The 23,895-nt window shown below is 43.3% G+C and carries 25 protein-coding genes and 1 tRNA gene; 8 read left to right on the top strand and 18 right to left on the bottom strand.

Annotation, left to right across the window (positions count from 1 at the left end; translation table 11 throughout):
- Positions 1-179 precede the first annotated feature (179 nt).
- Positions 180-1,034, top strand: coding sequence for a menaquinone biosynthesis protein (locus HY805_10845; GenBank protein MBI4824704.1), 855 nt, complete (start codon positions 180-182; stop codon positions 1,032-1,034).
- On the opposite strand, the gene carB is transcribed toward HY805_10845, so the two are convergent.
- The 11 genes from carB to HY805_10790 form a co-directional block, all read right to left on the bottom strand.
- On the bottom strand, positions 1,020-4,307 hold the full coding sequence (gene carB, locus HY805_10840; protein MBI4824703.1) for a carbamoyl-phosphate synthase large subunit: 3,288 nt from the start codon (positions 4,305-4,307) through the stop codon (positions 1,020-1,022). The two genes, HY805_10845 and carB, sit on opposite strands and share 15 nt — an antisense overlap.
- Positions 4,300-4,893 carry a hypothetical protein gene (locus tag HY805_10835; GenBank protein ID MBI4824702.1) on the bottom strand — a complete coding sequence of 198 codons (594 nt, stop codon included), beginning with the start codon at positions 4,891-4,893 and terminating at the stop codon, positions 4,300-4,302. Before HY805_10835 ends, carB begins: the two co-directional genes overlap by 8 nt.
- The gene (gene carA / locus HY805_10830) at positions 4,890-6,017 is read right to left on the bottom strand and encodes a glutamine-hydrolyzing carbamoyl-phosphate synthase small subunit (protein MBI4824701.1); all 1,128 of its coding nucleotides are present in this window, start codon (positions 6,015-6,017) and stop codon (positions 4,890-4,892) included. Before carA ends, HY805_10835 begins: the two co-directional genes overlap by 4 nt.
- On the bottom strand, positions 6,011-7,285 hold the full coding sequence (locus HY805_10825) for a dihydroorotase (protein ID MBI4824700.1): 1,275 nt from the start codon (positions 7,283-7,285) through the stop codon (positions 6,011-6,013). The genes carA and HY805_10825 overlap by 7 nt, the downstream gene beginning before the upstream one ends.
- A complete protein-coding gene (locus HY805_10820; protein MBI4824699.1) occupies positions 7,282-8,223 on the bottom strand; it encodes an aspartate carbamoyltransferase catalytic subunit in 942 nt (313 codons plus the stop codon). Before HY805_10820 ends, HY805_10825 begins: the two co-directional genes overlap by 4 nt.
- Complete coding sequence (pyrR, locus tag HY805_10815; GenBank protein MBI4824698.1) at positions 8,210-8,749, bottom strand: bifunctional pyr operon transcriptional regulator/uracil phosphoribosyltransferase PyrR; 540 nt, start codon at positions 8,747-8,749, stop codon at positions 8,210-8,212. Before pyrR ends, HY805_10820 begins: the two co-directional genes overlap by 14 nt.
- 330 nt (positions 8,750-9,079) lie before the next feature.
- The gene (locus tag HY805_10810; protein ID MBI4824697.1) at positions 9,080-9,367 is read right to left on the bottom strand and encodes a type II toxin-antitoxin system mRNA interferase toxin, RelE/StbE family; all 288 of its coding nucleotides are present in this window, start codon (positions 9,365-9,367) and stop codon (positions 9,080-9,082) included.
- Between the two features lie 3 nt (positions 9,368-9,370).
- A complete protein-coding gene (locus HY805_10805) occupies positions 9,371-9,571 on the bottom strand; it encodes a hypothetical protein (GenBank protein ID MBI4824696.1) in 201 nt (66 codons plus the stop codon).
- 590 nt (positions 9,572-10,161) lie between these two features.
- Positions 10,162-10,647 (bottom strand): tetratricopeptide repeat protein, encoded by a 486-nt coding sequence (locus HY805_10800; protein MBI4824695.1) that lies wholly within the window; start codon positions 10,645-10,647, stop codon positions 10,162-10,164.
- Positions 10,605-11,156 carry a peptidase C39 family protein gene (locus HY805_10795; GenBank protein MBI4824694.1) on the bottom strand — a complete coding sequence of 184 codons (552 nt, stop codon included), beginning with the start codon at positions 11,154-11,156 and terminating at the stop codon, positions 10,605-10,607. Before HY805_10795 ends, HY805_10800 begins: the two co-directional genes overlap by 43 nt.
- Complete coding sequence (locus HY805_10790) at positions 11,153-11,548, bottom strand: PA2779 family protein (protein ID MBI4824693.1); 396 nt, start codon at positions 11,546-11,548, stop codon at positions 11,153-11,155. Before HY805_10790 ends, HY805_10795 begins: the two co-directional genes overlap by 4 nt.
- 256 nt (positions 11,549-11,804) lie before the next feature.
- On the opposite strand from HY805_10790, the gene HY805_10785 reads away from it, so the two are divergent.
- The 6 genes from HY805_10785 to HY805_10760 are packed head-to-tail and all read left to right on the top strand — an operon-like array spanning position 11,805 to position 17,574.
- Positions 11,805-12,398 carry a hypothetical protein gene (locus HY805_10785; GenBank protein ID MBI4824692.1) on the top strand — a complete coding sequence of 198 codons (594 nt, stop codon included), beginning with the start codon at positions 11,805-11,807 and terminating at the stop codon, positions 12,396-12,398.
- Positions 12,399-12,434: 36 nt separating this feature from the next.
- Positions 12,435-13,499: a L,D-transpeptidase gene (locus tag HY805_10780; GenBank protein MBI4824691.1), complete on the top strand. Its 1,065-nt coding sequence runs from the start codon at positions 12,435-12,437 to the stop codon at positions 13,497-13,499.
- Position 13,500: 1 nt separating this feature from the next.
- Positions 13,501-14,136 (top strand): L,D-transpeptidase, encoded by a 636-nt coding sequence (locus HY805_10775; GenBank protein MBI4824690.1) that lies wholly within the window; start codon positions 13,501-13,503, stop codon positions 14,134-14,136.
- A gap of 2 nt (positions 14,137-14,138) precedes the next feature.
- Complete coding sequence (locus HY805_10770; protein ID MBI4824689.1) at positions 14,139-14,786, top strand: hypothetical protein; 648 nt, start codon at positions 14,139-14,141, stop codon at positions 14,784-14,786.
- A complete protein-coding gene (locus HY805_10765; GenBank protein ID MBI4824688.1) occupies positions 14,779-16,209 on the top strand; it encodes a HAMP domain-containing protein in 1,431 nt (476 codons plus the stop codon). Before HY805_10770 ends, HY805_10765 begins: the two co-directional genes overlap by 8 nt.
- Positions 16,210-16,212: 3 nt before the next feature.
- Positions 16,213-17,574 carry a sigma-54-dependent Fis family transcriptional regulator gene (locus HY805_10760; protein ID MBI4824687.1) on the top strand — a complete coding sequence of 454 codons (1,362 nt, stop codon included), beginning with the start codon at positions 16,213-16,215 and terminating at the stop codon, positions 17,572-17,574.
- A 17-nt stretch (positions 17,575-17,591) separates the two neighbouring features.
- Here HY805_10760 and HY805_10755 read toward each other — a convergent pair.
- Positions 17,592-17,676, bottom strand: a tRNA-Leu gene (locus HY805_10755).
- Positions 17,677-17,810: 134 nt separating this feature from the next.
- On the opposite strand from HY805_10755, the gene HY805_10750 reads away from it, so the two are divergent.
- Positions 17,811-19,352, top strand: a complete 1,542-nt coding sequence (locus HY805_10750; protein MBI4824686.1) for a sigma 54-interacting transcriptional regulator — start codon at positions 17,811-17,813, stop codon at positions 19,350-19,352.
- Positions 19,353-19,393: 41 nt separating this feature from the next.
- On the opposite strand, the gene HY805_10745 is transcribed toward HY805_10750, so the two are convergent.
- From HY805_10745 to HY805_10720, 6 genes are all read right to left on the bottom strand, one after another.
- Positions 19,394-20,716: an ammonium transporter gene (locus tag HY805_10745; protein ID MBI4824685.1), complete on the bottom strand. Its 1,323-nt coding sequence runs from the start codon at positions 20,714-20,716 to the stop codon at positions 19,394-19,396.
- Positions 20,713-21,051 (bottom strand): P-II family nitrogen regulator, encoded by a 339-nt coding sequence (locus HY805_10740; GenBank protein ID MBI4824684.1) that lies wholly within the window; start codon positions 21,049-21,051, stop codon positions 20,713-20,715. Before HY805_10740 ends, HY805_10745 begins: the two co-directional genes overlap by 4 nt.
- A gap of 232 nt (positions 21,052-21,283) precedes the next feature.
- Complete coding sequence (locus HY805_10735) at positions 21,284-21,835, bottom strand: cytochrome c3 family protein (protein MBI4824683.1); 552 nt, start codon at positions 21,833-21,835, stop codon at positions 21,284-21,286.
- Positions 21,825-22,547 (bottom strand): cytochrome b/b6 domain-containing protein, encoded by a 723-nt coding sequence (locus tag HY805_10730; GenBank protein MBI4824682.1) that lies wholly within the window; start codon positions 22,545-22,547, stop codon positions 21,825-21,827. The genes HY805_10735 and HY805_10730 overlap by 11 nt, the downstream gene beginning before the upstream one ends.
- Positions 22,540-23,469, bottom strand: a complete 930-nt coding sequence (locus HY805_10725) for a hypothetical protein (GenBank protein MBI4824681.1) — start codon at positions 23,467-23,469, stop codon at positions 22,540-22,542. The genes HY805_10730 and HY805_10725 overlap by 8 nt, the downstream gene beginning before the upstream one ends.
- A gap of 199 nt (positions 23,470-23,668) precedes the next feature.
- Positions 23,669-23,895, bottom strand: a 227-nt coding sequence (locus tag HY805_10720) for a hypothetical protein (protein MBI4824680.1), incomplete at its 5' end; no start/stop codon positions are given.

Genomic DNA, 23,895 nt, shown 5'->3' with positions numbered 1-23,895 from the left:
GAGGCTTGCCATGAGATACGCTTTGGCTTCCACCCTATTGGAGTTCTTGATTTAAGAAAAGGGAAGGTCAGACCCAAAGTAAGAAAAGTGTAACCCATGTCCATAGGTTAAAATGTAACCCATGTGAATGTTGAACACTTATAAATCGAAAAACTCCATATAGGTTATAATTTTAAAGGATGAAGCAAAAACTACTGATAGGCGAAATCCCATATACGAATCTCTTTCCAATCTTTTATGAGCTAAAAAAGGGATGTAACTGCCGAGATTACAGGTTTATCAAAGGCATACCATCGGTCATGAACAAGATGCTGAGAAAAGGCGAGATTGACATAAGCCCCTCATCATCTATCGAGTATCTGAGGGAAAAGGACGATTATATCTACCTTGAAGGGCATTCCATAAGCAGTCTGGGACATGTAAAAAGCATAATGCTTTTTTCGAGGCTTCCCATAGAAGACCTCGATGGTCGAGAGGTTTTTGTCACCCATCAGTCAGAGACCTCGCCTGTTCTTCTTAAAATAATCATGAAGAGGTTTTACTCAATGGATGTCACTTTAAAAACGACCTTTGTGCCAATAGGAAATGCCCTAATGTCTCATACTGCCTATCTTTCGATAGGCGATGATGCATTAGTTACCGCAAGCAGGGCTCATATGCTAAAAATAGATATACCAAACCAGGAATACAGTCTTTGCACTATTGACCATAACATTTTTTATGTCTATGACTTAGGAAACCTCTGGTTGAGACATACTGGGTTGCCTTTTGTCTTTGCCCTCTGGATTGCTAAAAGAGACCGAATAAACGAAAAAAAAGAGCTTTTCGATAGATTCAAGAAAGACCTTGACAACGCAAAATCCCTTTCCCAAAAAAACCTTAAAGACATTGCCCTCGCATCTAAAATGAAGGACATTATAGGCTTTGACAAGCTCATTGGATACTGGAAGGGTATCTCATATGACCTTTCGGATGAGCATTTAGATGGGCTTGAGACCTTCGGAGCATTTGCAGAAGAGCTAAGGCTTCTTTAAGCCTATATATTCCTGAAGGGGCTTTATGTCGAGCCTCGTTTTTTTGAGCATCTCTATGGCATCCACCACTGCAGAGGCACCTGCTATGGTTGTGGTGTAAGGGACTCCACGCTCCAGTGCAGACTGCCTGATGGAGAAAGAGTCCTTCTGTGCCTGAGCACCCGATACCGTATTTACGACAAAACTGAGCTCATTGTTTTTAATGAGGTCAACTATATGAGGTCTTCCTTCAGTGACCTTGTTTACAATCTCCACATCGATACCGTTTTCCCTTAGAAACATTGCAGTGCCCCTCGTGGCAATCACAGAAAGCCCGAGCTCGATAAGCTTTCTTACGAGAGGCACAGAAAGAGATTTGTCCTTATCCCTGAGGCTAAAAAGGATTTTTCCACTAACAGGTATGGTGTTATTGGACGATGCCTGTGCCTTTGCATATGCAATGCCAAAATGTCTATCTATGCCCATAACCTCGCCTGTGGATTTCATTTCAGGACCTAAGATAGTGTCCACACCATAGAATCTATCGAATGGAAACACTGCCTCTTTGACTGCGATATGGCTTATTACCTTTTCCTCCATAAAACCTAATTCCTCGAGGGTGCTGCCGAGCATCACCTTTGCGGCAAGCTTTGCGAGAGGAATACCTGTTGCCTTGCTGACAAAGGGCACTGTCCTCGATGTCCTCGGATTGACCTCAAGGATATAAATCTCCCTGTCTTTGACAGCAAACTGCACATTCATAAGCCCAATGACCTTGAGCTCTTTTGCAAGGCTATGGGTCTGTTTTTTTATCTCATCCACAACTGCCTTATCCAACGAATAAGGAGGCAAAGAGCATGCAGAGTCACCTGAATGAATGCCTGCCTCTTCTATGTGCTGCATCACACCTCCTATCTGAACAGTCTCACCGTCTGAGACAGCATCCACATCCACCTCAACTGCATCCTCGAGGTATTTGTCTATGAGCACAGGATGTAGTGGAGATGCCTTCACAGCCCTGTGCATATAGGCAATAAGCGAGGGTTCATCATAAACTATCTCCATTGCCCTTCCTCCAAGCACATAAGAAGGTCTTACCATAACAGGATAGCCTATAATCCTTGCGGCTTCTCTTGCCTGTTCCGTGGACATGGCTGTGTCGCTTTGAGGCTGTCTGAGATTGAGCTTATGAATCAACTCTTTAAAGCGTTTTCTATCCTCTGCCCTGTCAATGGAATCAGGAGATGTGCCTAAAATCCTTACGCCCTCCCTTTCAAGAGGAACTGCAAGCTTAAGCGGGGTCTGTCCACCAAACTGAACAATCACCCCTTCGGGCTTTTCAACCGAGATTATATTTAAGACATCCTCAATCGTAAGGGGCTCGAAATAAAGCCTATCTGCAGTGTCATAATCCGTGCTTACGGTCTCCGGGTTACAGTTAATCATTATTGTCTCAAACCCAAGCTCCTTAAGGGCAAAGACTGCATGAACACAGCAGTAGTCAAACTCTATGCCCTGACCTATTCTGTTTGGCCCTGAGCCTAAAATCACAACCTTTCTCTTTTGTGTTGGGTTTGACTCACAGTCCTTTGAAACAGAAATTTCTTTACCGACTATATTTTTAAAAGGCACCTCGTATGAGGAATACATATACGGTGTGAGTGCCTCAAACTCGCCTCCGCATGTATCTACCATCTTATAGACAGGACTAATGCCATGTGCCTTTCTTAGATGCCTTATGCTTTTCTCATCCACATCGAGGAGCTTTGCGATTCTCCTGTCTGAAAACCCGTATTCCTTTGCCTGAATAAGAAGCTCCTCTGGCATGATATATGCCGCAAGGCTCAGGCTTTCCTCTTTTTTTATGCCTTTTGCATAACCCTTTATGGTTTCCTCGATGCTGATAATCTGATTAAGGTTTTCAAGAAACCACCTGTCTATCCATGTCAGATGATGGATTTCATCTATGGAAATGCCATCTCTTATTGCCTGTGCAATATACCAGAGCCTTTCAGGGGTCGGTATTTTGAGCTTTGCCTTAAGCTCCTCCTTTGGGAAATCGAATGGCTCAAGCCCGTAGCTATCTATCTCAAGGCTTCTTAGAGCCTTTTGGAGGGACTCCTTAAATGTCCTTCCTATTGCCATTGCCTCGCCAACGGACTTCATCTGGGTTGTAAGTGTTGGGTCTGTGTCAGGGAATTTCTCGAATGTAAATCTCGGCACCTTTACCACTACATAATCTATTGTTGGCTCAAAAGAAGCAGGGGTCTCTTTTGTTATGTCATTTGGAAGCTCATTAAGGTTGAAGCCAACTGCAAGCTTTGCGGCTATCTTTGCAATTGGAAACCCTGTTGCCTTGCTTGCCAGTGCAGAGCTTCTCGACACACGGGGATTCATCTCTATGACAACCATCCTTCCATTTAGAGGGTTAAGGGCAAACTGGATGTTACTTCCACCTGTATCGACCCCGATTTCCCTTATGACCGAAATACCTGAATCTCGCATCCTCTGGTATTCTTTGTCAGTGAGTGTCTGTGCAGGCGCAACCGTTATAGAGTCTCCTGTATGAATCCCCATTGGGTCAAAGTTCTCTATAGAGCATATTATGACCACATTGTCTAATCCATCCCTCATCACCTCAAGCTCATACTCCTTCCAGCCAAGCACTGATTCTTCAACAAGCACCTGATGGGCAAGCGAGAGCTTAAGTCCTCTCTCAAGAAGGCTTTTGTATTCTTCATGATTATATGCAATGCCTCCGCCTGTGCCACCTAAGGTAAATGCAGGTCTAAGTATAGCTGGAAACCCGATATGCTCTATCGCAGAAAGCCCCTCTACTGGGTTTCTTACAACCATGCTTTTAGGAACCTCAAGCCCGATGTTTTTCATTGCCTCCCTGAAAAGCTCTCTGTCTTCAGCCTTTTTTATTGCCTTGAGGTTGGCACCAATAAGCTCAACCTTAAACCTCTCAAGAATACCCATCTCAGAAAGCCTTACAGAGAGATTAAGTGCAGTCTGTCCACCCATTGTTGGAAGAAGGGCATCGGGTCTTTCCCTCTCTATAATCATCTCGAGGATTTCAGGGGTAAGGGGCTCTATATATGTAACATCAGCCATCTCAGGGTCTGTCATTATGGTTGCAGGATTTGAATTGACGAGAATGACTTTATAGCCCTCTTCCCTTAATGCCTTGCATGCCTGCGTTCCTGAATAGTCAAACTCACATGCCTGCCCTATGACTATAGGTCCTGAGCCGATAAGAAGAATCTTTTTTATGTCAGTCCTTTTAGGCATTTATAAAGTCCATGACGGTCTTTCTTAAAGCCTCTGCAGGGGCTTTATCTTTTGAAGAAAACACTATGATGGTTTTTCCATCCTCGAAGCAAAGCTCAACTGTATAGAATTCCTTTACCTCTCCAAAGCCGGGTATGACTGTTCCATGCTGTAAGGCAATCTTTTCAACAACCCTTATACCATCGGGGTTTTCAGGGGTTATCACTATATGCTCCTGCCTGATGTCTTTAAGCTCACTCAAAGGATATGATGCCTCTTTGCATATAAACTTCTTTATTGAAACTGTAATCCTGCTGTTGGCTTTATCGATAGTTGCAGAAAGTAAAGGCTCATAAAACACAAACATCATGAAAAGCACAAAGAAGGCTATAAACTCAATGAGCATGAGTATGTAATAAACAAGCAAGGGCGTAGGTCTTAAAATAAGATATGTGACTAATACCACTAAACCTGAAGTCAGGGCTGCCCTCAGCTCCTGATTATATATGCCTGTATGAAGGACACTTCCCCTTTCAGCCTTAAAAGAAGAGGTTTTTAGTGTAAGTATGCTGTCTTTTATGTTTAGCTGATAGGTCTTATTGGTCATTGGCTGTTTCCCTCCATCATCTCCCCAAACCTCTTAAAAAGATGTGTTGAGTCATTTGGCCCTGGTCCTGCCTCTGGGTGGTGCTGGACTGAAAATATTGGCAATTCCACATGCTCCATTCCTTCTTCTGTTCCATCATAAAGGTTTTTGTGTGTAAGCCTTACCTGACCCTTAAGGCTATTTACATCAACGCAGTAATTATGATTCTGTGCAGTGATTTCAACCTTACCTGTGGCAAGGTCCATAACAGGATGGTTTCCGCCGTGATGGCCAAATTTGAGCTTATAAGTTTTACCTCCCATTGAAAGCCCTAAGATTTGATGCCCAAGGCATATACCAAAAATTGGCTTTCCACCTGAAAGAAGTTTTTTTGTGTTTTCTATTGCGTATTTGACAGCCTCTGGGTCCCCAGGACCATTACTTAAGACAATGCCATCTGGGTTCATATCTAAGACATCAGGAGCAGGGGTAGAGGCAGGGACAACCATGACATCAAACCCTGAATCAAAAAGGCTCCTGAGGATATTGAATTTCACACCGAAATCATAGACAATGACTTTCTTTTTAGCGTGTTCTTCCGAGGCTGTGCCTTTATTCCACCTCCAGACACCCTGCTTCCATGTGTATGCCTCCTTAGAAGTTACCTCTTTGACTAAGTCTATGCCTCCTATGCCTGGATGTGCTTTTACCTTCTCAAGAAGACTATGCGGGTTTAAATCATTGGTAGATATAATGCCCATTTGTGCCCCATGAGTTCTTAGATGTCTTGTAAGTGCCCTCGTGTCTATGCCCTCTATGCAAACAATGCCATATTCCTTTAAATACCCATCGAGGCTTCCTTTAGATCGCCAATTGCTTGGAAAGGGAAGGTATTCCTTTACAATAAACCCTTCTACCTTTGTCCCTCCTTCTGACTCTATGTCTTCCATGTTTATGCCATAATTTCCAATCTGTGTATATGTCATTGTAACAATCTGTCCCTTATAGGATGGGTCTGTAAGGATTTCCTGATACCCTGTCATAGAGGTATTGAAAACAACCTCTCCTATGGTCTCTCCCTCAGCACCAAATCCTCTGCCCTCAAAAACAAGACCGTCTTTAAGGACAAGAAAAGCCTTTACCATTCCCACACCTTTCCCATACATATTGTCATCACAGGGCAACCCCTTAAAACCCACCCCTTAAATGGGGTATTTTTTCCTTTAGATACAAATAGTTCTGGATTAACATTAAAGTTTTTCTTTAAATCAATTATTATTATATCTGCATCAGCACCTTGCTTTAAAGTCCCTTTATTTAAGCCTAAGATTCTTGCAGGATTAAGAGCCATTTTCTCTACGAGCTCGCTCAGGCTTAGAATGCCCTCTTCTACGAGTCTTAAGCTCAGAGGCAGAGCTGTTTCTAATCCTGAGATGCCTGATGGTGCAAGGTCAAATTCCCTCAACTTTTCGTCCATTGCATGTGGTGCATGGTCAGTTGCAATGACATCTATTGTGCCATCCTTAAGGGCATCTTTTATTGCCTCTATGTCTTTAGTTGTTCTTAAAGGTGGGTTGACCTTTGCATTAGTGTTATAGCCTATTACGGCATCTTCTGTGAGAGAGAAATAATGCGGGCAGGTCTCTGAGGTGATTTTTACCCCGCGATTTTTAGCATCCCTGATTATCCTTACAGAGCCTTCGGTTGACACATGGGCGATATGAAGCCTTCCACCTGTAAGCTCCGAAAGGGCTATGTCCCTGAATATAATGGTTTCTTCTGCGGCCTTTGGAATACCTTTAAGCCCTAAGATTTGCGATAAGAGCCCCTCATTCATCACACCTCCATTGGAAAGGCTTAGGTCTTCCGAGTGAGATATTATCGGCACATCAAATGCCTTTACATACTCAAGTGCCCTTCTCATAAGCATGGAGTTTGAAACAGGCATTCCGTCGTCTGAAAACGAAACGCAACCTGCAGAGCGCATCATATCCATTTCCGAAAGCTCCTGCCCAATTTGTCCCTTTGTAATTGCACCTATTGGAAACACAGAGCATACACCCTCGATCATAGCTCTCTCTAAGATAAACTCTGTTATGCCTGCATTGTCATTGACAGGCTCTGTGTTTGGCATTACGCACACAGAGGTAAAACCACCCCTTAGTCCTGCCATTGTCCCTGTCTTTATGGTCTCCTTATGCTCAAAACCAGGCTCTCTTAGATGGGTGTGCATATCAACTAATCCGGGAAGGACATACAGACCTTTGGCATCTATAACCTTATCAGAAGAGCCTGTAACCCCTTCGGAGGGCTTTATAGCCTTTATCTTTTTGCCATCTATCAGGATGTCAAAAACCCCGTCTATTCCCTCAGAGGGGTCAATGACATGCCCGTTTTTAATAAGTATCTTCATATGCTTTTAATGCTTGTAACCCCACTTGGAAGAAGATATAAGACAGCCATTCTTACTGCAATACCATTTGTCACCTGCTCTAAGATAACAGACCTTGTGCCATCTGCAACATCAGAGGCGATTTCAACACCCCTGTTCATGGGCCCTGGGTGCATAACGATTGCATCGTCTTTTGTAAGTGTGAGCCTCTCAGAGGTAAGCCCCCACTTTTTGAAATACTCTTTAAGGGATGGAAAAAACCCCTTTCCCTGCCTTTCAATCTGGATTCTAAGCATCATGACCACATCCACATCCCTGAGTCCTTCTTCCATGTCATAGAAGACCTTGACTCCAAGCTTCTCCATATCAGGTGGTATTAAAGTAGGAGGCCCTATAAGTCTTACATGAGCCCCAAGATTCTTAAAACTATATATATTTGACTTTGCAACCCTGCTATGCATTATGTCGCCAACTATTGCTACTGTAAGTCCTTCGACCCTTCCTTTTTTCTCCATTATCGTGAAGGCGTCCAGGAGTGCCTGTGTTGGATGTTCATTCATGCCATCGCCTGCGTTTATAACAGAGGCAGTAAGGTGCTTTGAAAGCAGATGTGGAACGCCTGATGAAGGATGCCTTATGACTATGTAGTCCGCTCCCAGTGCCTGAACCGTGAGTGCGGTGTCTATCAGGCTTTCGCCTTTTACGACAGCACTCGTAGGGACCGAGAAGTTTATTACATCTGTGGAGAGTCTCTTTCCTGCAAGCTCAAAGGATGTCCTTGTGCGGGTTGAAGGCTCAAAGAAAAGATTCACAACCGTTTTACCCCTCAAGGTGGGGACCTTTTTAATATCCCTTTTTAGCACATCTTTAAAGCCAAAGGCAGTGTTTAAAATGAGCTTTATTTCCTCTGAAGGAAGCTCTTTTATGCCGAGAAGGTCTTTGCTCTTAAGCTGGCTCATCCGATACCCTTGTAAGCTCTACACTGTCTGAATATCCATCCTCTTCGAGGAGGACACTGACCTTTTCGTTTAAAGATGTGGGTATGTTTTTACCTGCATAGTCAGCCCTTATTGGAAGCTCCCTGTGACCCCTGTCTATTAGAACCGCAAGCTGTATCAGGGCAGGTCTTCCGATATCGATAATGGCATCCATTGCAGCCCTTATGGACCTGCCTGTGAAAAAGACATCGTCCACGAGTATTATCTTTTTGCCTGTGACATCGCAGGGCATCTCTGTTCTACTAACTGTAGGCTGTCTGATTGAGATATCGTCTCTATAAAATGTAATATCGAGGGAGCCAACAGGGATGTCTGTTTTTTCGATCTCTCCTATTTTTCTTGCGAGCCTTTTTGCGAGATGGACACCACCTCTTTGTATTCCCACAAGACAGAGGTTCTCCACTCCCTTGTTCTTCTCTATAATCTCATGAGCTATCCTGACGAGGGCACGGTCTATCTCTTTTTTATCGAGCAGTTCCTTAGGCATAGGGCATAAAAAAACCCCCCCGATGTTTCGGGGAGGTTAGTGTTTTTTTAATTGTCTTATTCATTTACCTGCCTTATTAGCCTCACTGTGCTACTCTTAAAGGCAATATAGTAAAGCATAAAAGAGACTGCCCTGTCAACCCTACCTATATAATAAACCTATGGATGATGCCTTTGTTGCAAACCTCATCACATTAGTATTAGTGATATATCTTCTTATGCTGAAGATAAGGCATGGGTAAGGGTTTTCTGATGGCTCGGTGTAAACTATGTGGTCTTAGCTCTGAATATATCTCATCAGAACTCGGAGTGTGCCTTATCGGTTAAAGAATTATATAAGTCTTCGCCTCAGTTTTTCATAAAAGCTTTCCCTTTTTCCAATCATAATAACAACTATTAGCTTGTCCTTTTCAAAAATCTCATAGACTATTCTATATTCCGTGCCTTCAAAACTGAAATGATAAGACCAAAGCCCTTTGAAGGCATAGCCGAGTTCGTGAGCGCCAAAAGGTGATTCCCTTATTTTCTTAAAATGATGATTTTTAATGTTGTCTTTTAATTTAGGATGGAGGGATTTTATATCCTTCTTTACAGCCTTGATGGTCTTGATTTCATACACCCATCAGTCCTTTTTGAAAAGTTCATCCACCCCTAACAACTGCCCGCTTTTCATCTCATCAAGTGCATCTCTGCGTCTTCTAAGAATCTCTTCTGAGAGTTCTTTGTCTGCAAGTATGGCAAGCGTTTCCTTTTCAGCATCAGTAAGCAGCTCTATTGCCCTGATAAGTTCAAGAGGGGTCAAATGTTTCACAGCAGTACCCATGTCAAAACCTCCGTTTAAATCATTATAACACAGACTTTAGCTTTTAAACTCAGCATTGCTTGATTTCTCCTTGAGGGTGTGTCCCCCTCCTGTCTCTCTATGTAGTGTTCTTTTTGCTTGATATATACAAGATTTTGTGGTTGAATAAGAGGAATTGGAATAGGAGGGTGATATGGGAAAAATATTTATATCACATTCTCCCTACAACCATGCTGGCAACAGGGGTTGGTGGTTTATTAGGCAAAAGTGTAGGCGCAACTGTAGGCGCAGCTGTAGGTACGTGGATAGTATCTAACATAGATAGAGATAGACCTTCTGGAAGAGGAATAAGGTGCATTAGTTGTGATTCGGTATATAATGTCCATATGCCTAAGGGAATGGTAAAATTTAGGTGTCCCGTCTGTAACAGATTTCTAAAACTTAATTTTAGAAAAATCCATTGAAAACCCTTCATAAAATAATCCTCGGTGATAGCCGAAGAATGAAAGAGCTCAAGGACGAATCAGTCCATCTCATCATCACCTCCCCTGAAAAACGCATGAGAGGTTTATTGAAAGATATGGAGGCAAGGTATTCTATATAGGACATTATCACTTTGGCGGGACACACTTAACCTCCCTTATTTTTTGAAGCGTATCCCTATAGATGCTTTCCTTTAAAGGCTCAAGCTCAATTGCCTTTAAGACAAGGGCTTCTGCCTCATTAAGATTTTCCCTTCTTATATAGTAAAGCCATGCAAGGTTATTAAAGGCATCTCCTGTTGGGTCTTTCTCTATTGCCTTTTTATAATATCTTTCTGCCTCAGTAAATTCGTTCTTAAGGAAATAAGCATTTCCAAGATAAAGGTATGCCTGCGGAAGTTTCTTTAATGCAAGCTTATACTCTTTTATGGCAAGGTCAAGCTCTCCATTTTTCTCATATGAGACACCTAAATTTAAATGCTCCTCAGGGCTAAGAGGGTCTTTAAGCACAATTATTTCAGGCATGGCACAGCCATAAAGCAGAAAAAGGCTAACTATGAGATAAAGAGCTCTCATGGTTTTATAAGGAGGCTCCAGAATCCAGTTCTTTTCCATGACTTAAAGAAATCCCTTAGAGGTATGGATTTATGCCTTTCTTCTCCTGAATTCACTATGATGCCATCATCTTTATAGCCTACAACTACCATAAAATGGTTTTGCTCATAAACCCAGAATCCATAATCAACCATGACGAGCAATGGATAGCCTGAATCAATTGCATCTTTAATGCCTTCAAGGCTATGGATTTCCTGAGCTGTCTTAAGTCCTTTTTTCTCAGCATAAAAGACCATATCTATATTAAGTGTGCCTTTTGCACCTGCACTGTATATCTCCTTTGCAATATCAGAAGGAGAGACATTCACCTTCCAGAAATTCAGAACTCCTGCAAGCGAGGCAGGCCCGCATTGGTATTCAAGCTGAGGAGAAAACGGCACATCCTCTATGGTACGGAATGAGCCATACCCTGAAAGAGCATAGGAGGCACATGAGAAAAGAAAGATTAAAAATAAAAGAGGTGGGCACTTAAAAGCACCCACCCTGTTGAGTTTCTTAGAACGCATCATTTCTTCTTCATAACGACCTTATGGCCTGTAAGCTCAAGCAGAATTACAACGAGTATTGCAATCACTAAAAGGGCAATCACAACACCAAGGCCATCACCTCCAACATTAAGGTCATCAAGCTTCTGGGCAAACTTATGAAGCTCGGCATCACTTAGCCGGCTTAAGCGTGCCTGAATATCATCCTGTGTAAAGCCAAACTCATGAAGCCTCTGTCCTATTATCTTCATCTCAAGTACCCTCTGGATTTTCTGAAAGTCATCTGCCCTGTCAAACTGTGAAAGGGCAATCACCTCTGAGGGAGAAAACCCTGCATTTGCCTTTGGCACGATGCCTATTATAAACATAGCTACAACGAGATACCATGTAACATACTTCATAAATGGTATTTTCACCTGCTCACCCCCTTTCAGTTTGCATAATAAAATCCTAAAAGGATAATAACAAAACTAACATATAGCGTCAAGCAGTCCCAAATGGGCAATGTTCCTTAAATGAGGAATGAGTTTTTTGGAACCCCCATGTTTTTATTGATTTTTCCTCTGGCATGGATATTGTATCTATATGGAAAACTTAAAAGGAGGTGATTCTTTAAGGGTTAATGTAGTAAAATGTATAGTTGTCGTAAAAAACTTAAAGGAGGACGATTAGATGAAGCACATGTTTAAGTATCTGGTATTGGGTCTTGTTGTAATGGCATTCCTTGCAGGCTGTGGCAAACAGCCTACGACTGAGATTAACGATGCAAAGGCAGCAGTGGATGCAGTCATTGCAGAGGGTGCTCAGAAGTTTGCGCCTGAGGATGCAAAGCTCTTAAACGATGCCCTGACAACTGCAATGGATGAGGTCAAGGCACAGGATGGAAAGGTTTTTAAGAATTATGCAAAGGCAAAAGAAATGCTTGTAAAGGTAAAGGCTGATGCAGAAGACCTAAAGACAAAGCTTCCGGAAAAGAAAGAGCAGGCAAAGGCTAATGCTACAAGTGCGCAGGGAACTGCGGTAACTGCATTGGCAGATGCAAAGAAGCTTATGGCAAAGGCACCAAAGGGCAAAGGTGCAATGGCAGACATAGAGGCACTTAAGGCTGACCTTAAAGGCATCGAGGACTCTCTTACAGAGGTGCAGAACCTGATTGCTACCGAGGACTATGCAAGTGCCACTGACAAGGCTAACGCCGCTACAGAAAAGGCAAAATCCGTGTCAGAACAGATTAATCAGGCATTACAGAAGGTAGGTAAGAGATAATCTGCCTTGAGAGGGAATTTCGTAAAAGTTTTTCTTTTGCTTTTAGTATCGTCTGTTTTTGGATGTAGCAGTTCAGCCCTGCCTCCAGAGGTGAAGCTCGCTCAAACACAGGAGCACGACCTCTGGAGAGCAGGTGCAGAGGTCTATGCTCCCGAGGACTATGCCAGATACAAAACCAGCCTGAGAAAAGGAAAAGACGACATTATCATACAAGAGGCAAGATTAGCATGGTTTAGGGATTATAAAGGAGTAGAGGAACAATTTAAAAACATACTGGTTGAGGGCAATGAGATATTCAAAAAGATTCAGGAGGAAAAGCTCTCTAAAGCCTCCTTCATAGAAGAACAGCTCTTTATCCTTCAATCCAGTATCAGGGCACTTCGGAGACTGACCTCTCTTATAAACGAAGGAAGGCTCTCGAGACAGGACATTACAAAGGCAGAGCTGATTCTCCTTGAGGCTCAAGCCCTGTATCAGAGAGGGCAGTATCATATAGCAGAGGAAAAACTTACCTGCATATCAGAATACTTAACAACTGCAGAGGGCAAGATTCTACCCATACTCAACCGCTATAGCAATAAAGAGCATATAGCCAAATGGAAGAAATGGGTGGATATGACAGTGTATGAATCAAAGGCAAAGGGAATCTATGCCATTGTCGTAAGCAAGGTTGACCGCAAATTGATAGTCTATAAAAACGGAGTTCTATTTAAAACTTACGAGGTCAACATAGGTCGAAACGGTTTCTCGGATAAGATTTACTCAGGTGATAATGCAACCCCTGAGGGAAAATATAAGATAATCAAAAAACTGTCTAAGAGCAAATATTATAAGGCATTGCTGATAAACTACCCAAACGAAGAAGACAAAAGACAATTTGCTTCTGCCAAGAGGAAAGGGCTTATCCCTGCTGATGCAGGGATAGGCGGTCTTGTGGAGATTCATGGCGGTGGCAAAAGCGGTATGACCTTTGGATGTATCTCGCTTGACAATAAACATATGGATGAGCTCTTTGGCATCGCAGACATTGGAACTCCAGTTACGATAGTAGGGGCGGTTGACTACGATAACACTATCTCCTCTACGATGAAAGGTCTCTGAGATGCGGAAAAAGAAACTGCTCGGATTTTTTATCATTTTGTTTGCAGTATTCATAGTGCTGGAAGGTGTTGGATATTATCTTGAAGGACAAGGCAGTAAAAGCCCGGATATAGCCGTAAAGACTAAAAAAAGCCATCTGGGCAGGCTAAGGGCAGAAAACATGTCCCTTAAAGGAAGTATAGAAGGACTTTCTCCAAAAGGCATATACATAGTCATAGACACAGGAAGAAATCTCCTTTTCCTTAGAAACAGCGGTAAGACCATCAGGGAGGCAGTAATCTCAAGCGGAAGCGGAAATATCCTTAAAGACCCGTCAGGGAAAAGACGATGGGTCTTTGATACACCAAGAGGCATGTATTCCGTTAAGTCAAAGGTTACAGACCCTAACTGGATAAAACCCGACTGGGCATTCATAGAGGAGGGCGAGGGCATACCAAAAAGATTTAAAGACAGGGTAGAAGAAAATGTTTTAGGAGATTATGCACTGGGTTTTGGAAATGGCTATTTCATACACGGCACCCTCTATACGAGGCTCTTAGGAAGGAATGTAACCCACGGATGTATCAGGGTCGGAGACGAAGACCTAAGGGTAATATTTAATATATCGTCAATCGGGACAAAGATTTTCATCTTTTAGATATGAAGCTAAGGTTAATTTCCCTTTTAGTTATTGTCTTTATCGGCACGAATGCCCTCTCTGACGAGAAGATCAGGCTCAGGGAGGAAAACCTGTTTCTTAAGGCAGAACTCGTTTTGGCAAAAAAATCCGAGATTTATTTTATTTTCGACCTGAATGAAAAAAAGATATATCTAAAGGCAAGGGGAGCAGTGTTTAAGGAATGGCAGGTCGAGGGCATGAAGCTCTGGGGAAGCCCTCCTCCCATAAAACCCCTTTCAGTGCTTAAAAAGAGCACATTTATTAAACCAAAAAGGGAAAGGATAAAACCTAAAAGTCAGACTGACACTGACACCCAACAAAGCGATACATTCGAGGTAGAGGCATTAGAGCTCAGGGATATGCCTTTAAGATATAACCTGCATATATCCGATGGAGTATTAATATCCGTAAGACCTAAGACAGAAGGGCTCGTCTCAGGCATAATGAATATCTGTCATACCCTTAAATGGTATACCTCCAGACCTCTTCTTACGGTATGGAATACCCTATGGAGAAAGCCATTCGTAGCAGTAGACCTGATTCTGAGCGATGTGGATGCACAGGCACTGTACTGGGCAGTCTCTGAAGGCTCTGGTAGTATAATATACTATTGGACTACGGATGATTAAAAACTATCTCCTTAAACTTTCTCTTCGTAGCAAGCTTGTGGCAATGATGCTTTTCCTGAGCCTAAGCCTCATAGCCATACTTGTTTTTCTTTATTATCATACGGAGAATGCCATGTATAACGAATTCCAAAGGCAGACATCGGAGCTTTCAAAGGCAATAAGGGCAGGCATCGAGGATGCAGTAAGCAAGGGGCTTACGGATGAAAAAAGGCTTCAGAATTATATCTATCGGCTGAATCCAAAAGGTGTAAAGGAAATCTCGGTTATAAGCACATCCGATAAAATCATCTCGAGCACAAATCCAAAAAACATTGGCAAGTGGATAACAAAACGGAAAAAGGAGCTTATCTTCAAGGCAGACTTAGGAGAGCCTGTAACAGGAGAAGGACAGGACTATAATGTGATAATCCCTGTGATTGCAGGCGAAAATCATCTGGGCTACATACATCTGGCGATGAATACAGAGGATTTCTCTGTCTTCATGCGCACAAGTATTATAAGAAGGGTAATTGCAGCATCGGTTGTCTTTGCAGTCGGGATAGTGCTTACTGTTTTCCTTGCAAGAAGATATACCAAGCCCATAGAGGATGTCGTTAGTGCTGCACGGTCTGTTGCTCGGGGCGACCTCAGCCAGAGCCTGCATACAGAAAGAAAAGACGAAATCGGAGAGCTTACCCTCAGCTTTAACTATATGGTGGAGAAACTTAAAGAAGAGCAGGAGCTTAAAGAAAGGCTGAGAAAGGCAGAGCATCTTGCTGGCATTGGACAGTTCTCGAAAAGCATTGCACACGAGATAAGAAACCCACTTAACTTTATAAGTCTCTCCATAGACCATATCAAAGAGAAATACAAGCCCGAAAGCCCTGAGGGAAAGGAGAGGTTTGACTCCTTAATCGGCAATATCAAAAAAGAAATCCTGCGTGTAAGCAGATTTGCAGAGAGTTTTCTGGAGTATGGAAGACCCATAGAGCTTAATCTTCAGATGACCGATATGGGGAAACTCGTTGACTCTGTCTTAGAGCTTGTCTCTGCAAAGGCACAGAAAGAAAATATCGACATAAAGAGACATTATGGGACACTGCCTGAGCTTTATGTTGACCCTGAATTTATAAAGACATGCCTTTATAACATGCTCCTTAATGCATTTCAGGCAATGCCCAAAGGAGGCACCCTTACAATCACAGCCAATCTCTCTGATAGTAAATTCTCCCTTACTGTCTCGGACACTGGAGTTGGGCTAAATGAAGATAAATCCGTAAGGGTATTTGAGCCTTTCTTTACCACAAAGGATAAAGGTCTTGGACTTGGGCTTTCCCTTACAAAGAGAATCATCGAGGAGCACGGAGGTAATGTGGATTTTGAAAGTCAGGAGTCAAAGGGAAGCTCTATAACGATAACCTTGCCTGTGGGAAAAGAGGTTTAGAAGATGTCAGTCATTCTTGTAGTCGATGACGAGCCTCTTCAAAGGGATATACTGAAGACTATTTTAGATGCCGAAGGATATGAGACTCTGACTGCAGGAGATGGTGTGGAGGCTCTAAAGATTATAAAGAGCCATCAGCCCGATATCATACTTACAGACCTTAAGATGCAGGGAATGGATGGCATAGAGCTGATGTCTGCTATCCCTAATGAGCCTTTTAAGCCAACGGTAATCATAATGACTGCTCATGGCACAATCTCATCTGCAGTTACCGCAGTAAAGAAGGGTGCATTTGACTACCTTACAAAGCCCCTCGAAAAGGATACACTCCTTTTAACCCTCAAAAGAGCGGATGAACGAACAAGCCTTCTTAAGGAGAATATCGAGCTTCAGAGGGAGCTCTACGGCAGGTTTAAGATAGAAGGAATCATAGGAAAGTCAGAGAAGATGCAGTCTGCCATAGAAATCATGAAAAGGGTTTCGCCTACCACTGCAACTGTCCTCATCAGAGGAGAATCAGGAACAGGTAAAGAGCTTGTTGCAAGGGCAATCCACTATAACAGTCCAAGGAGGACGAAACCATTCACAGCCCTTAACTGTGCGGCTATCCCTGAGAGCCTTTTTGAGTCAGAGCTATTCGGGTATGAGCCAGGTGCATTTACAGGAGCAAGCACATTGAAGAGGGGTTTGTTTGAAGCCTCGGATAAAGGAACGCTTTTCTTAGATGAGATAGGAGACTTGCCTCTAACGACTCAGTCGAAACTTTTAAGGGCACTTGAGGATAAAGAGATAAGAAGGCTCGGCGGAAAAACCTCTATAAAGGTTGATGTAAGAATCATTACCGCAACAAACAAAGAGCTCGAAAAAGAAATCTCAAAAGGGAATTTCAGAGAAGACCTCTACTGGAGACTCAAGGTCGTTACGATACAATTGCCTCCCCTTAGAGAAAGGAAGGAGGATATACCACTTCTTTCGGAGTTCTTCATCGAGAAATACAATCTCGAATTCGGAAAAAGACTGAAGGGGATAGAGCCTTCTACGATTAAGGCACTCACCGAATATAGCTGGCCTGGCAATATAAGACAGCTTGAGTCCGTTATCGAAAAGGCTGTTCTTATAAACGACACAGGCACTATAAATCTAAAGGATATAAGTGCCGAGCTTAGGATTTCGCGACAAATAGAGATATTGAGTTTCGACCTTCCTCATGAAGGAATAAATTTCGAGAACCTCGAAAAGGAACTTCTTGCTAAGGCAATGCAAAAGGCAGGCGGGGTGGCTACAAAGGCCGCAAGGCTTCTCGGAATGAGCTATAAGACATTCCTTTACAGGCTTAAAAAGTTCAAGGACCATTCTAAAGAGTAATTCTGCTTGGTATTTAGTGCCGGAGGCCGGATTTGAACCGGCACGCCCTTTGGGGACGAGGGATTTTAAGTCCCTTGCGTCTACCAATTCCGCCACTCCGGCTAAATACTGACTGATTTTAAAGGATTTTAGATGGTTTGGTCAAACCAAAGGTTCTTGACAAAAAACAATACTGAAGTATAGTATAAAGTATAACATACGGTTACCGTTTGCCGTTCAGAAAAAGGGGGAATTATTTGGGCAAAAACTCTGCAATTCAAAGAAACAGAGAGCTTAGTGCTATACTGGAGGTAAGCAGGGTTCTTACGGCATCTTTTGACCTCAAGGACAACCTCACCTCTGCAATGAGGATTCTAAGCAGTATGCTCGACATGCAGAGGGGCTGTGTGTTTCTTTTAGAGCCACAATCCGGGGAGCTTAAGCTCGTAGCCGCCTATGGGCTTACCGTGGAGGAAATAAAACGGGGCAAATACAGAATTGGCGAAGGGATCGTGGGTAGTGTGATAAAAAGCGGTCAGCCTGCGGTTATCCCAAACATAGGCTCAGAGCCGAGGTTCCTTAACAAGACAGGCTCGAGGCCCAAAAAGGAAGGTATATCATTCCTCTCAATCCCAATAGGGCTCAAAGGCGAAGCCTCAGGGGTCATAAGCGTGGACAGGATTTATTCCGATGAGCACGGGGATGTAGATGACGACCTGAGGGTATTAAGTATTGTAGCTTCTCTAATTGCCCAGTTCGTTAAGCTCTGGGAAAACTTCAAAATGTCAGAGGATGAGAAAGAGGCACTCAGAACACAGTTAAAGGACAGATACAGTCTGCCAAACCTCATTGGAGAGTCTGAGAAGTTTCAGGCGGTTTTAAAGACTGTCATGAAGGTAGCAAGCACAGATGCTACGGTTTTACTGCTTGGCGAATCAGGAACAGGAAAAGAGCTTATTGCAAGGACACTTCATTTTCAAAGCAGAAGGGCAAAGGGGCATTTTGTAGCTGTTAACTGTGCGGCACTGCCTGAGAGCCTTCTTGAGGCAGAGCTTTTCGGTGTAGAAAAGGGCGCATTCACAGGTGCTACATCGAGGAGGATAGGCCGTTTTGAGCTTGCAGGGTGTGGTAGTATTTTCCTCGATGAGATAGCAGAGCTAACGCTCTCTCTTCAGGCAAAACTCCTGAGGGTGCTTGAGGAGCATACATTCGAGAGGGTTGGCTCCTCGCACACCATAAGTGCCAATGTGCGGGTCATTACCGCAACAAACAAAAACCTCTCCGAGGAGGTAAGAAAAGGAAATTTCAGGGAAGACCTCTACTACAGGATTAATATCTTGCCAATACTGCTTCCAGCTTTAAGGGAAAGGATAGAGGACATCCCGCTCCTTGTAAGTTATTACCTTAAGAAATTCAATGTCACATACAGGAAAAACATAGCCCTCTCAAGCGATGCACTGGATGCCCTTTCCTCCTATAAGTGGCCTGGTAATGTGAGGGAGCTTGCAAACACCATCGAAAGACTCGTCATAATGGCAGGGGCAAATGTCATCTCAAAGGACGATTTACCGTATAACATCCTTCACACCAAAAACGGTATTGGTGCAGGTAAAGCCCTGTATGATTCACATCCTACCTTAGAAACCGAGATTGAGGCAATAGAGCAGGTTAGGATAATAAATGCACTTAAGGAAAACAACATGATTCAGCATAAAGCTGCAAGCATGCTCGGCATAACCCAAAGGCAGTTGGGCTATAGGATTAAGAAATATAAGATTGCCCTTAGAGATATAAAATAAAAAGAGTGGGGAGCGTAAGCTCCCCACTTTGCATCTCATACTCAGATTTCGCCATCAACTGTCATCGTATAGCCTCTCTCGCCATGCTGGCTCAGGTCCAGGCCTATGACCTCATGCTCATCCTTGATCCTTAGACCTACTGTCAAGTCTATCAGCTTAAGGATAATGAAAGTAGCAACGATAGAGTAAACCGCAACTGTAGCAATGGCCTTTGCCTGTATAAGAAAGGTTCCCGGGTTTCCGAAGAACAGACCATTTGACCCTGCTTGATTGACTGCGAGGGATGCTAAAAGCCCGGCTCCTAAAGTGCCGGTCATTCCGCTAATGCCGTGAACACCGAATACATCAAGTGAGTCGTCATAGCCGAACCTGCCCTTCATGTTAAGGGCTGTGTAGCACAGAAGCCCTGCTGCCGCTCCAATGGCTAAAGCCGAGATTGGGCTTACAAATCCTGCGGCTGGTGTAATGGTGGCAAGCCCTGCTATTGAGCCGGTTGCTGCTCCAAACATTGTTGCCTTTCCTCTATGAACCCACTCAATGATTACCCAAACTACGGTAGATGCTGAGGCTGCCGTGTGAGTCGTTACAAATGCCATTGTGCTAAGCCCCCCGGAGGTAAGGGCGCTACCTGCGTTAAATCCGAACCAACCAAACCAAAGGAGCCCTGCCCCAAGAACAGTCATAGGGAGATTATGAGGCACCATGGGCTCTTTCGTATATCCTTTTCTTTTGCCGACAATCAGTGCGGCTACCAGTGCCGATACGCCCGATGTCAGATGCACTACTATGCCCCCTGCAAAATCGAGCACTCCTGCTCTCTTTAGCCATCCTCCTGTGCCCCATACCCAGTGTGCAACCGGGTCGTATACGAGAGTGCTCCATAGAAGTATAAAGAGTATATAAGCAGAGAACTTCTTCCTCTCGGCAAATGCTCCGCTTATCAAAGCAGGTGTAATTATGGCAAACATGCATTGATATATCATAAATGTTAGATGGGGGATTGAAGGTGCATAATCAGGGTTTGGCTCAAGCCCCACACCCTTGAGTCCAAACCAGTCAAGACCTCCTATGAATCCATTTATATCGGGGCCAAAGGAAAGACTGTAGCCCAAAAGCACCCACTGGACACTGATGACCGCAATTGCAATAAAGCTGTGCATGAGTGTACCCAAGACATTTTTGCTCCTTACCATCCCCCCATAGAACAGGGCAAGGCCGGGCGTCATCAAAAACACAAGGGCAGAAGAGGCAAGTATCCATGCCGTATCCCCGGCGCTAATCCCGGAGGTTGATGCTTCTCCTGCAAATGCCATTGCAGAGGAGAATAAAACACCACATATTGATATAAGCATCTTTTTAATCATATTGCCTCCTCTCCTCTTTCATCTGTCCGTATTCTGAGGACATCATCAATCTGCATAATAAATATCTTTCCATCTCCTATCTCGCCTGTTCTTGCAGATGTCTGTATTGCCTTGATAGTTTCCTCCAACCGCTTGTCAGGCACAGCCACTTCTACCTTTACCTTTGGCAGAAACTTGACCTCAAACTCCGAGCCTCTGTAGACCTCTGTATGGCCCTTCTGCCTTCCAAAGCCCTTTACATCAGTTATGGTCATGCCCTGTATGCCAATTGCAGTAAGTGCCTTTCTTACCTCATCAAGCCTGTGATGCTTGATTACAGCTACCACCATCTTCATCTGATACCTCCTATGAAAAATTTTCAGGATGTTCTCTCCTTAAGAATCTCTATAGCTAAAAACATGCCAGCTTAAAACTATGATAAAAAAAGGATTTTTTGAGGGAGGGTGCATACAAAATTGTATATAAGACAATTTTGTTTGACATTTCTGAAGGACTTATACCGAGGATAATACAAGAAGCAACGGGTTTATTATAAACCCGTTGCTTTAAATTAGCGGATTGCTTTTCTTAGGAGACTTGTTTATGGCATCTTTCGCATTCCGTTGGCGGGAATGCCTTCTGACCATTATGACATGCGCCACAGGATTTTCCCTGATACATATCGTCCATTTTTATACTTCTTAGCCCCTTTTTCATTGGGAAAATCTTTGGGTGACATTCATTGCAGGAAAATGCCTTTGCATGGAAGCTGTGGTTAAAGGATACTTTTCCTACATCTCCTCCCTTATATGAGAGCACACCCAGTGAATGACATCCGCTACATGTCCCTGAGATGAGCTTTGGATGCTCATGCCCCTTTATATCATGGCACTGGTTGCAATGGACATCTAAAGAGTAGTGTCGTTCATGGGAAAATATGCCTGCATTTTTAGCGCCAAAGAATGCCTCTACATCATGGCATCCAAAACACGGTATCAGTGCAATCGTATTATATCTCGAAATCAGAGGCATCTCCTCAACCGCAGGCTCTTTGTGAGCTTCTGTTTTGACCTTGCACCCCGAGATGCCAAGAACGAAGGTTAAAAGGAGCATTAAAGAAATGCTGTATCTATTCTTCATCTTTTTTAACCTCGGGGAATAGCCGTTGAAACTCAAGCTCATGCTCGTGCTTGAGGTCTTTTGTTGACATCCTGCCTGTAATCCATGTCCAGCTCATCGGGAACTTTCCGACCTTCAGGTGCTCGTTATAGAAATGCCAGAAAAGTATGAACACGATTGCCAGAAGTGCCTCATCGCTATGGAGGATTCTCATAATGGGCCATATCCAGTTGAGCGTAAATGAAGGAAAGAAGTTCGATGCAAAAACAGGGAATGCAAGGATAAGTCCCGATATGCCGATAATCCCCATGCCCCAGAAAACTGCCCAGTAATCGAACTTATGGATGTAGCTGAACCTTCCGAACTGTGGCTTTGTCTTTGAGAGACCAAAAAAGTAAAGGAAGTTATGGACAACATCAGTCACATCCTTTGGAAGCGGGATTATGGTTGTTACAGGGTTGAACTTAATTTTTCCTGTGGCAATGAGATATACGAGGTAAGACACATGCCATAGAAAATCGATGAGCATTGTTATGCCGGCTATCCTGTGGATTGTTCCTGCTGTCTCAGGTCCTCCCCAGATTTTTACCAGCCATGTGGAATGCTCTACCTCAGGGTATTTTAGAGCCCAGCCTGTAAAGGAAAGAAGCAAAAATGTTGTAAACAGCACTACATGCTGTATCCTAAAGACTATGTTAAATCTCTCTATCTCGTTTGGGATTTCCTTATTCATCGTGTTCCTCCTCCTTTCTTCTGAGGAGCTTGTCTCTTAGCTCTGAGTATGCCTCTAAGACCACATGTGATATCGTAAAGCCAAAGACCCCAAAGACAAGGAGTATGAGTAGTTTTTCCCCGTAGTATGGTATAGGGTTTTCTTTGCCGATGTATTTATGCGAGGGTGCAGATGCAAACTTCTCGGTAGCACCTTTATGGCATCTGCCACATGTTTTTACCTTTGCACTGCCTGACACAGGGGAGTCATCCGCATCCCATTTCGTTATATTATGAGAGCCATGGCAATCATTGCATATGGGGACCTTCTTATGACCCAATATGTATTTTTTCCCATGAAAACTCTCTTTATATTTCTCTATGACATGGGCAGATAGGTTGTATTTCTCTATGATCTCATTTTTCTCATGACAGAACCCACATGTATGAAGGACATTTGCGTGGTTAACAGGGGATTCCTTATCCTCGGCTGGCACTATATAGTGCGGAGAGCCATGGCAGTCCAGACATAGTGGGCCATCTGAGTTTTTCTTTTTGAATATGTTTTCGCCATGAACAGATTCCCTGAGGGCGGTATAAGCCTTAGCATGGCATCTCACACATGCAGAAAGGGCAACAGGGTCAGACTTACTTTTTTGAGATGTATATGGCAAAAGCCCTGATACATCGGAAGGCACCTGTTCTTTTGAAAGATCGTGAGGCAGGGTGGTGTAAGTCAGGTGACATTCCGTGCATTCGATGTCACCGTGCACAGAGCCTGAAAACCTTTGGGAATCTACAAAAACATCTACGATAAATCCCTTTCTGCCCTCTATTTTTGCCTTCATGACGCTGTGGCACAAAAGACATCCCGATTCTGCCCATATGAGCGACGGGATGAAAAGGAGATAAGAGACAACAATAAATAACCCTATCCTTTGCATCGTTCCTCCTTAAAGATTTCCCCTCTTAAAGTATGCAATTGGCTTGAATCTTACCGAGGCATTATATGCCTCTCTCTTTAAGATTCAAACAAGACAATGATAATATTACACTGAAATTAAATAAATATGCAAGGGCCTGTTGCCTCAGTTAAAAATCTTTATGAAATAAAAATCGTTGCCATCTCCTTTTTTTATATGTTCATTCTTTAACTGTAAATTCATCTGTTTTCTCTTTTAATTCAATAGTTTTATCATCCTTGTGAGTGTTCAAGCGTTCATTCTCCCTTTCCCTTCCTAAGTTTACTTTACTGGGGAGGGGGGGGTGTCTCATAACCCATTGATTTTTAAAGATTCTGCCTTCATTATAGTTCCGTTTAGTTCCGTTTTGGTTCCGGATTATACCGTATTCCTGCTTAAGTATCTCAT

The sequence above is a fragment of the Nitrospirota bacterium genome, assembly GCA_016207905.1.
In the GTDB taxonomy this organism is placed as follows: Bacteria; Nitrospirota; Thermodesulfovibrionia; order Thermodesulfovibrionales; family JdFR-86; genus JACQZC01.
Note: the sequence above shows the minus strand (reverse complement) of the source record. Positions and strands in the feature narration are given on the sequence as shown.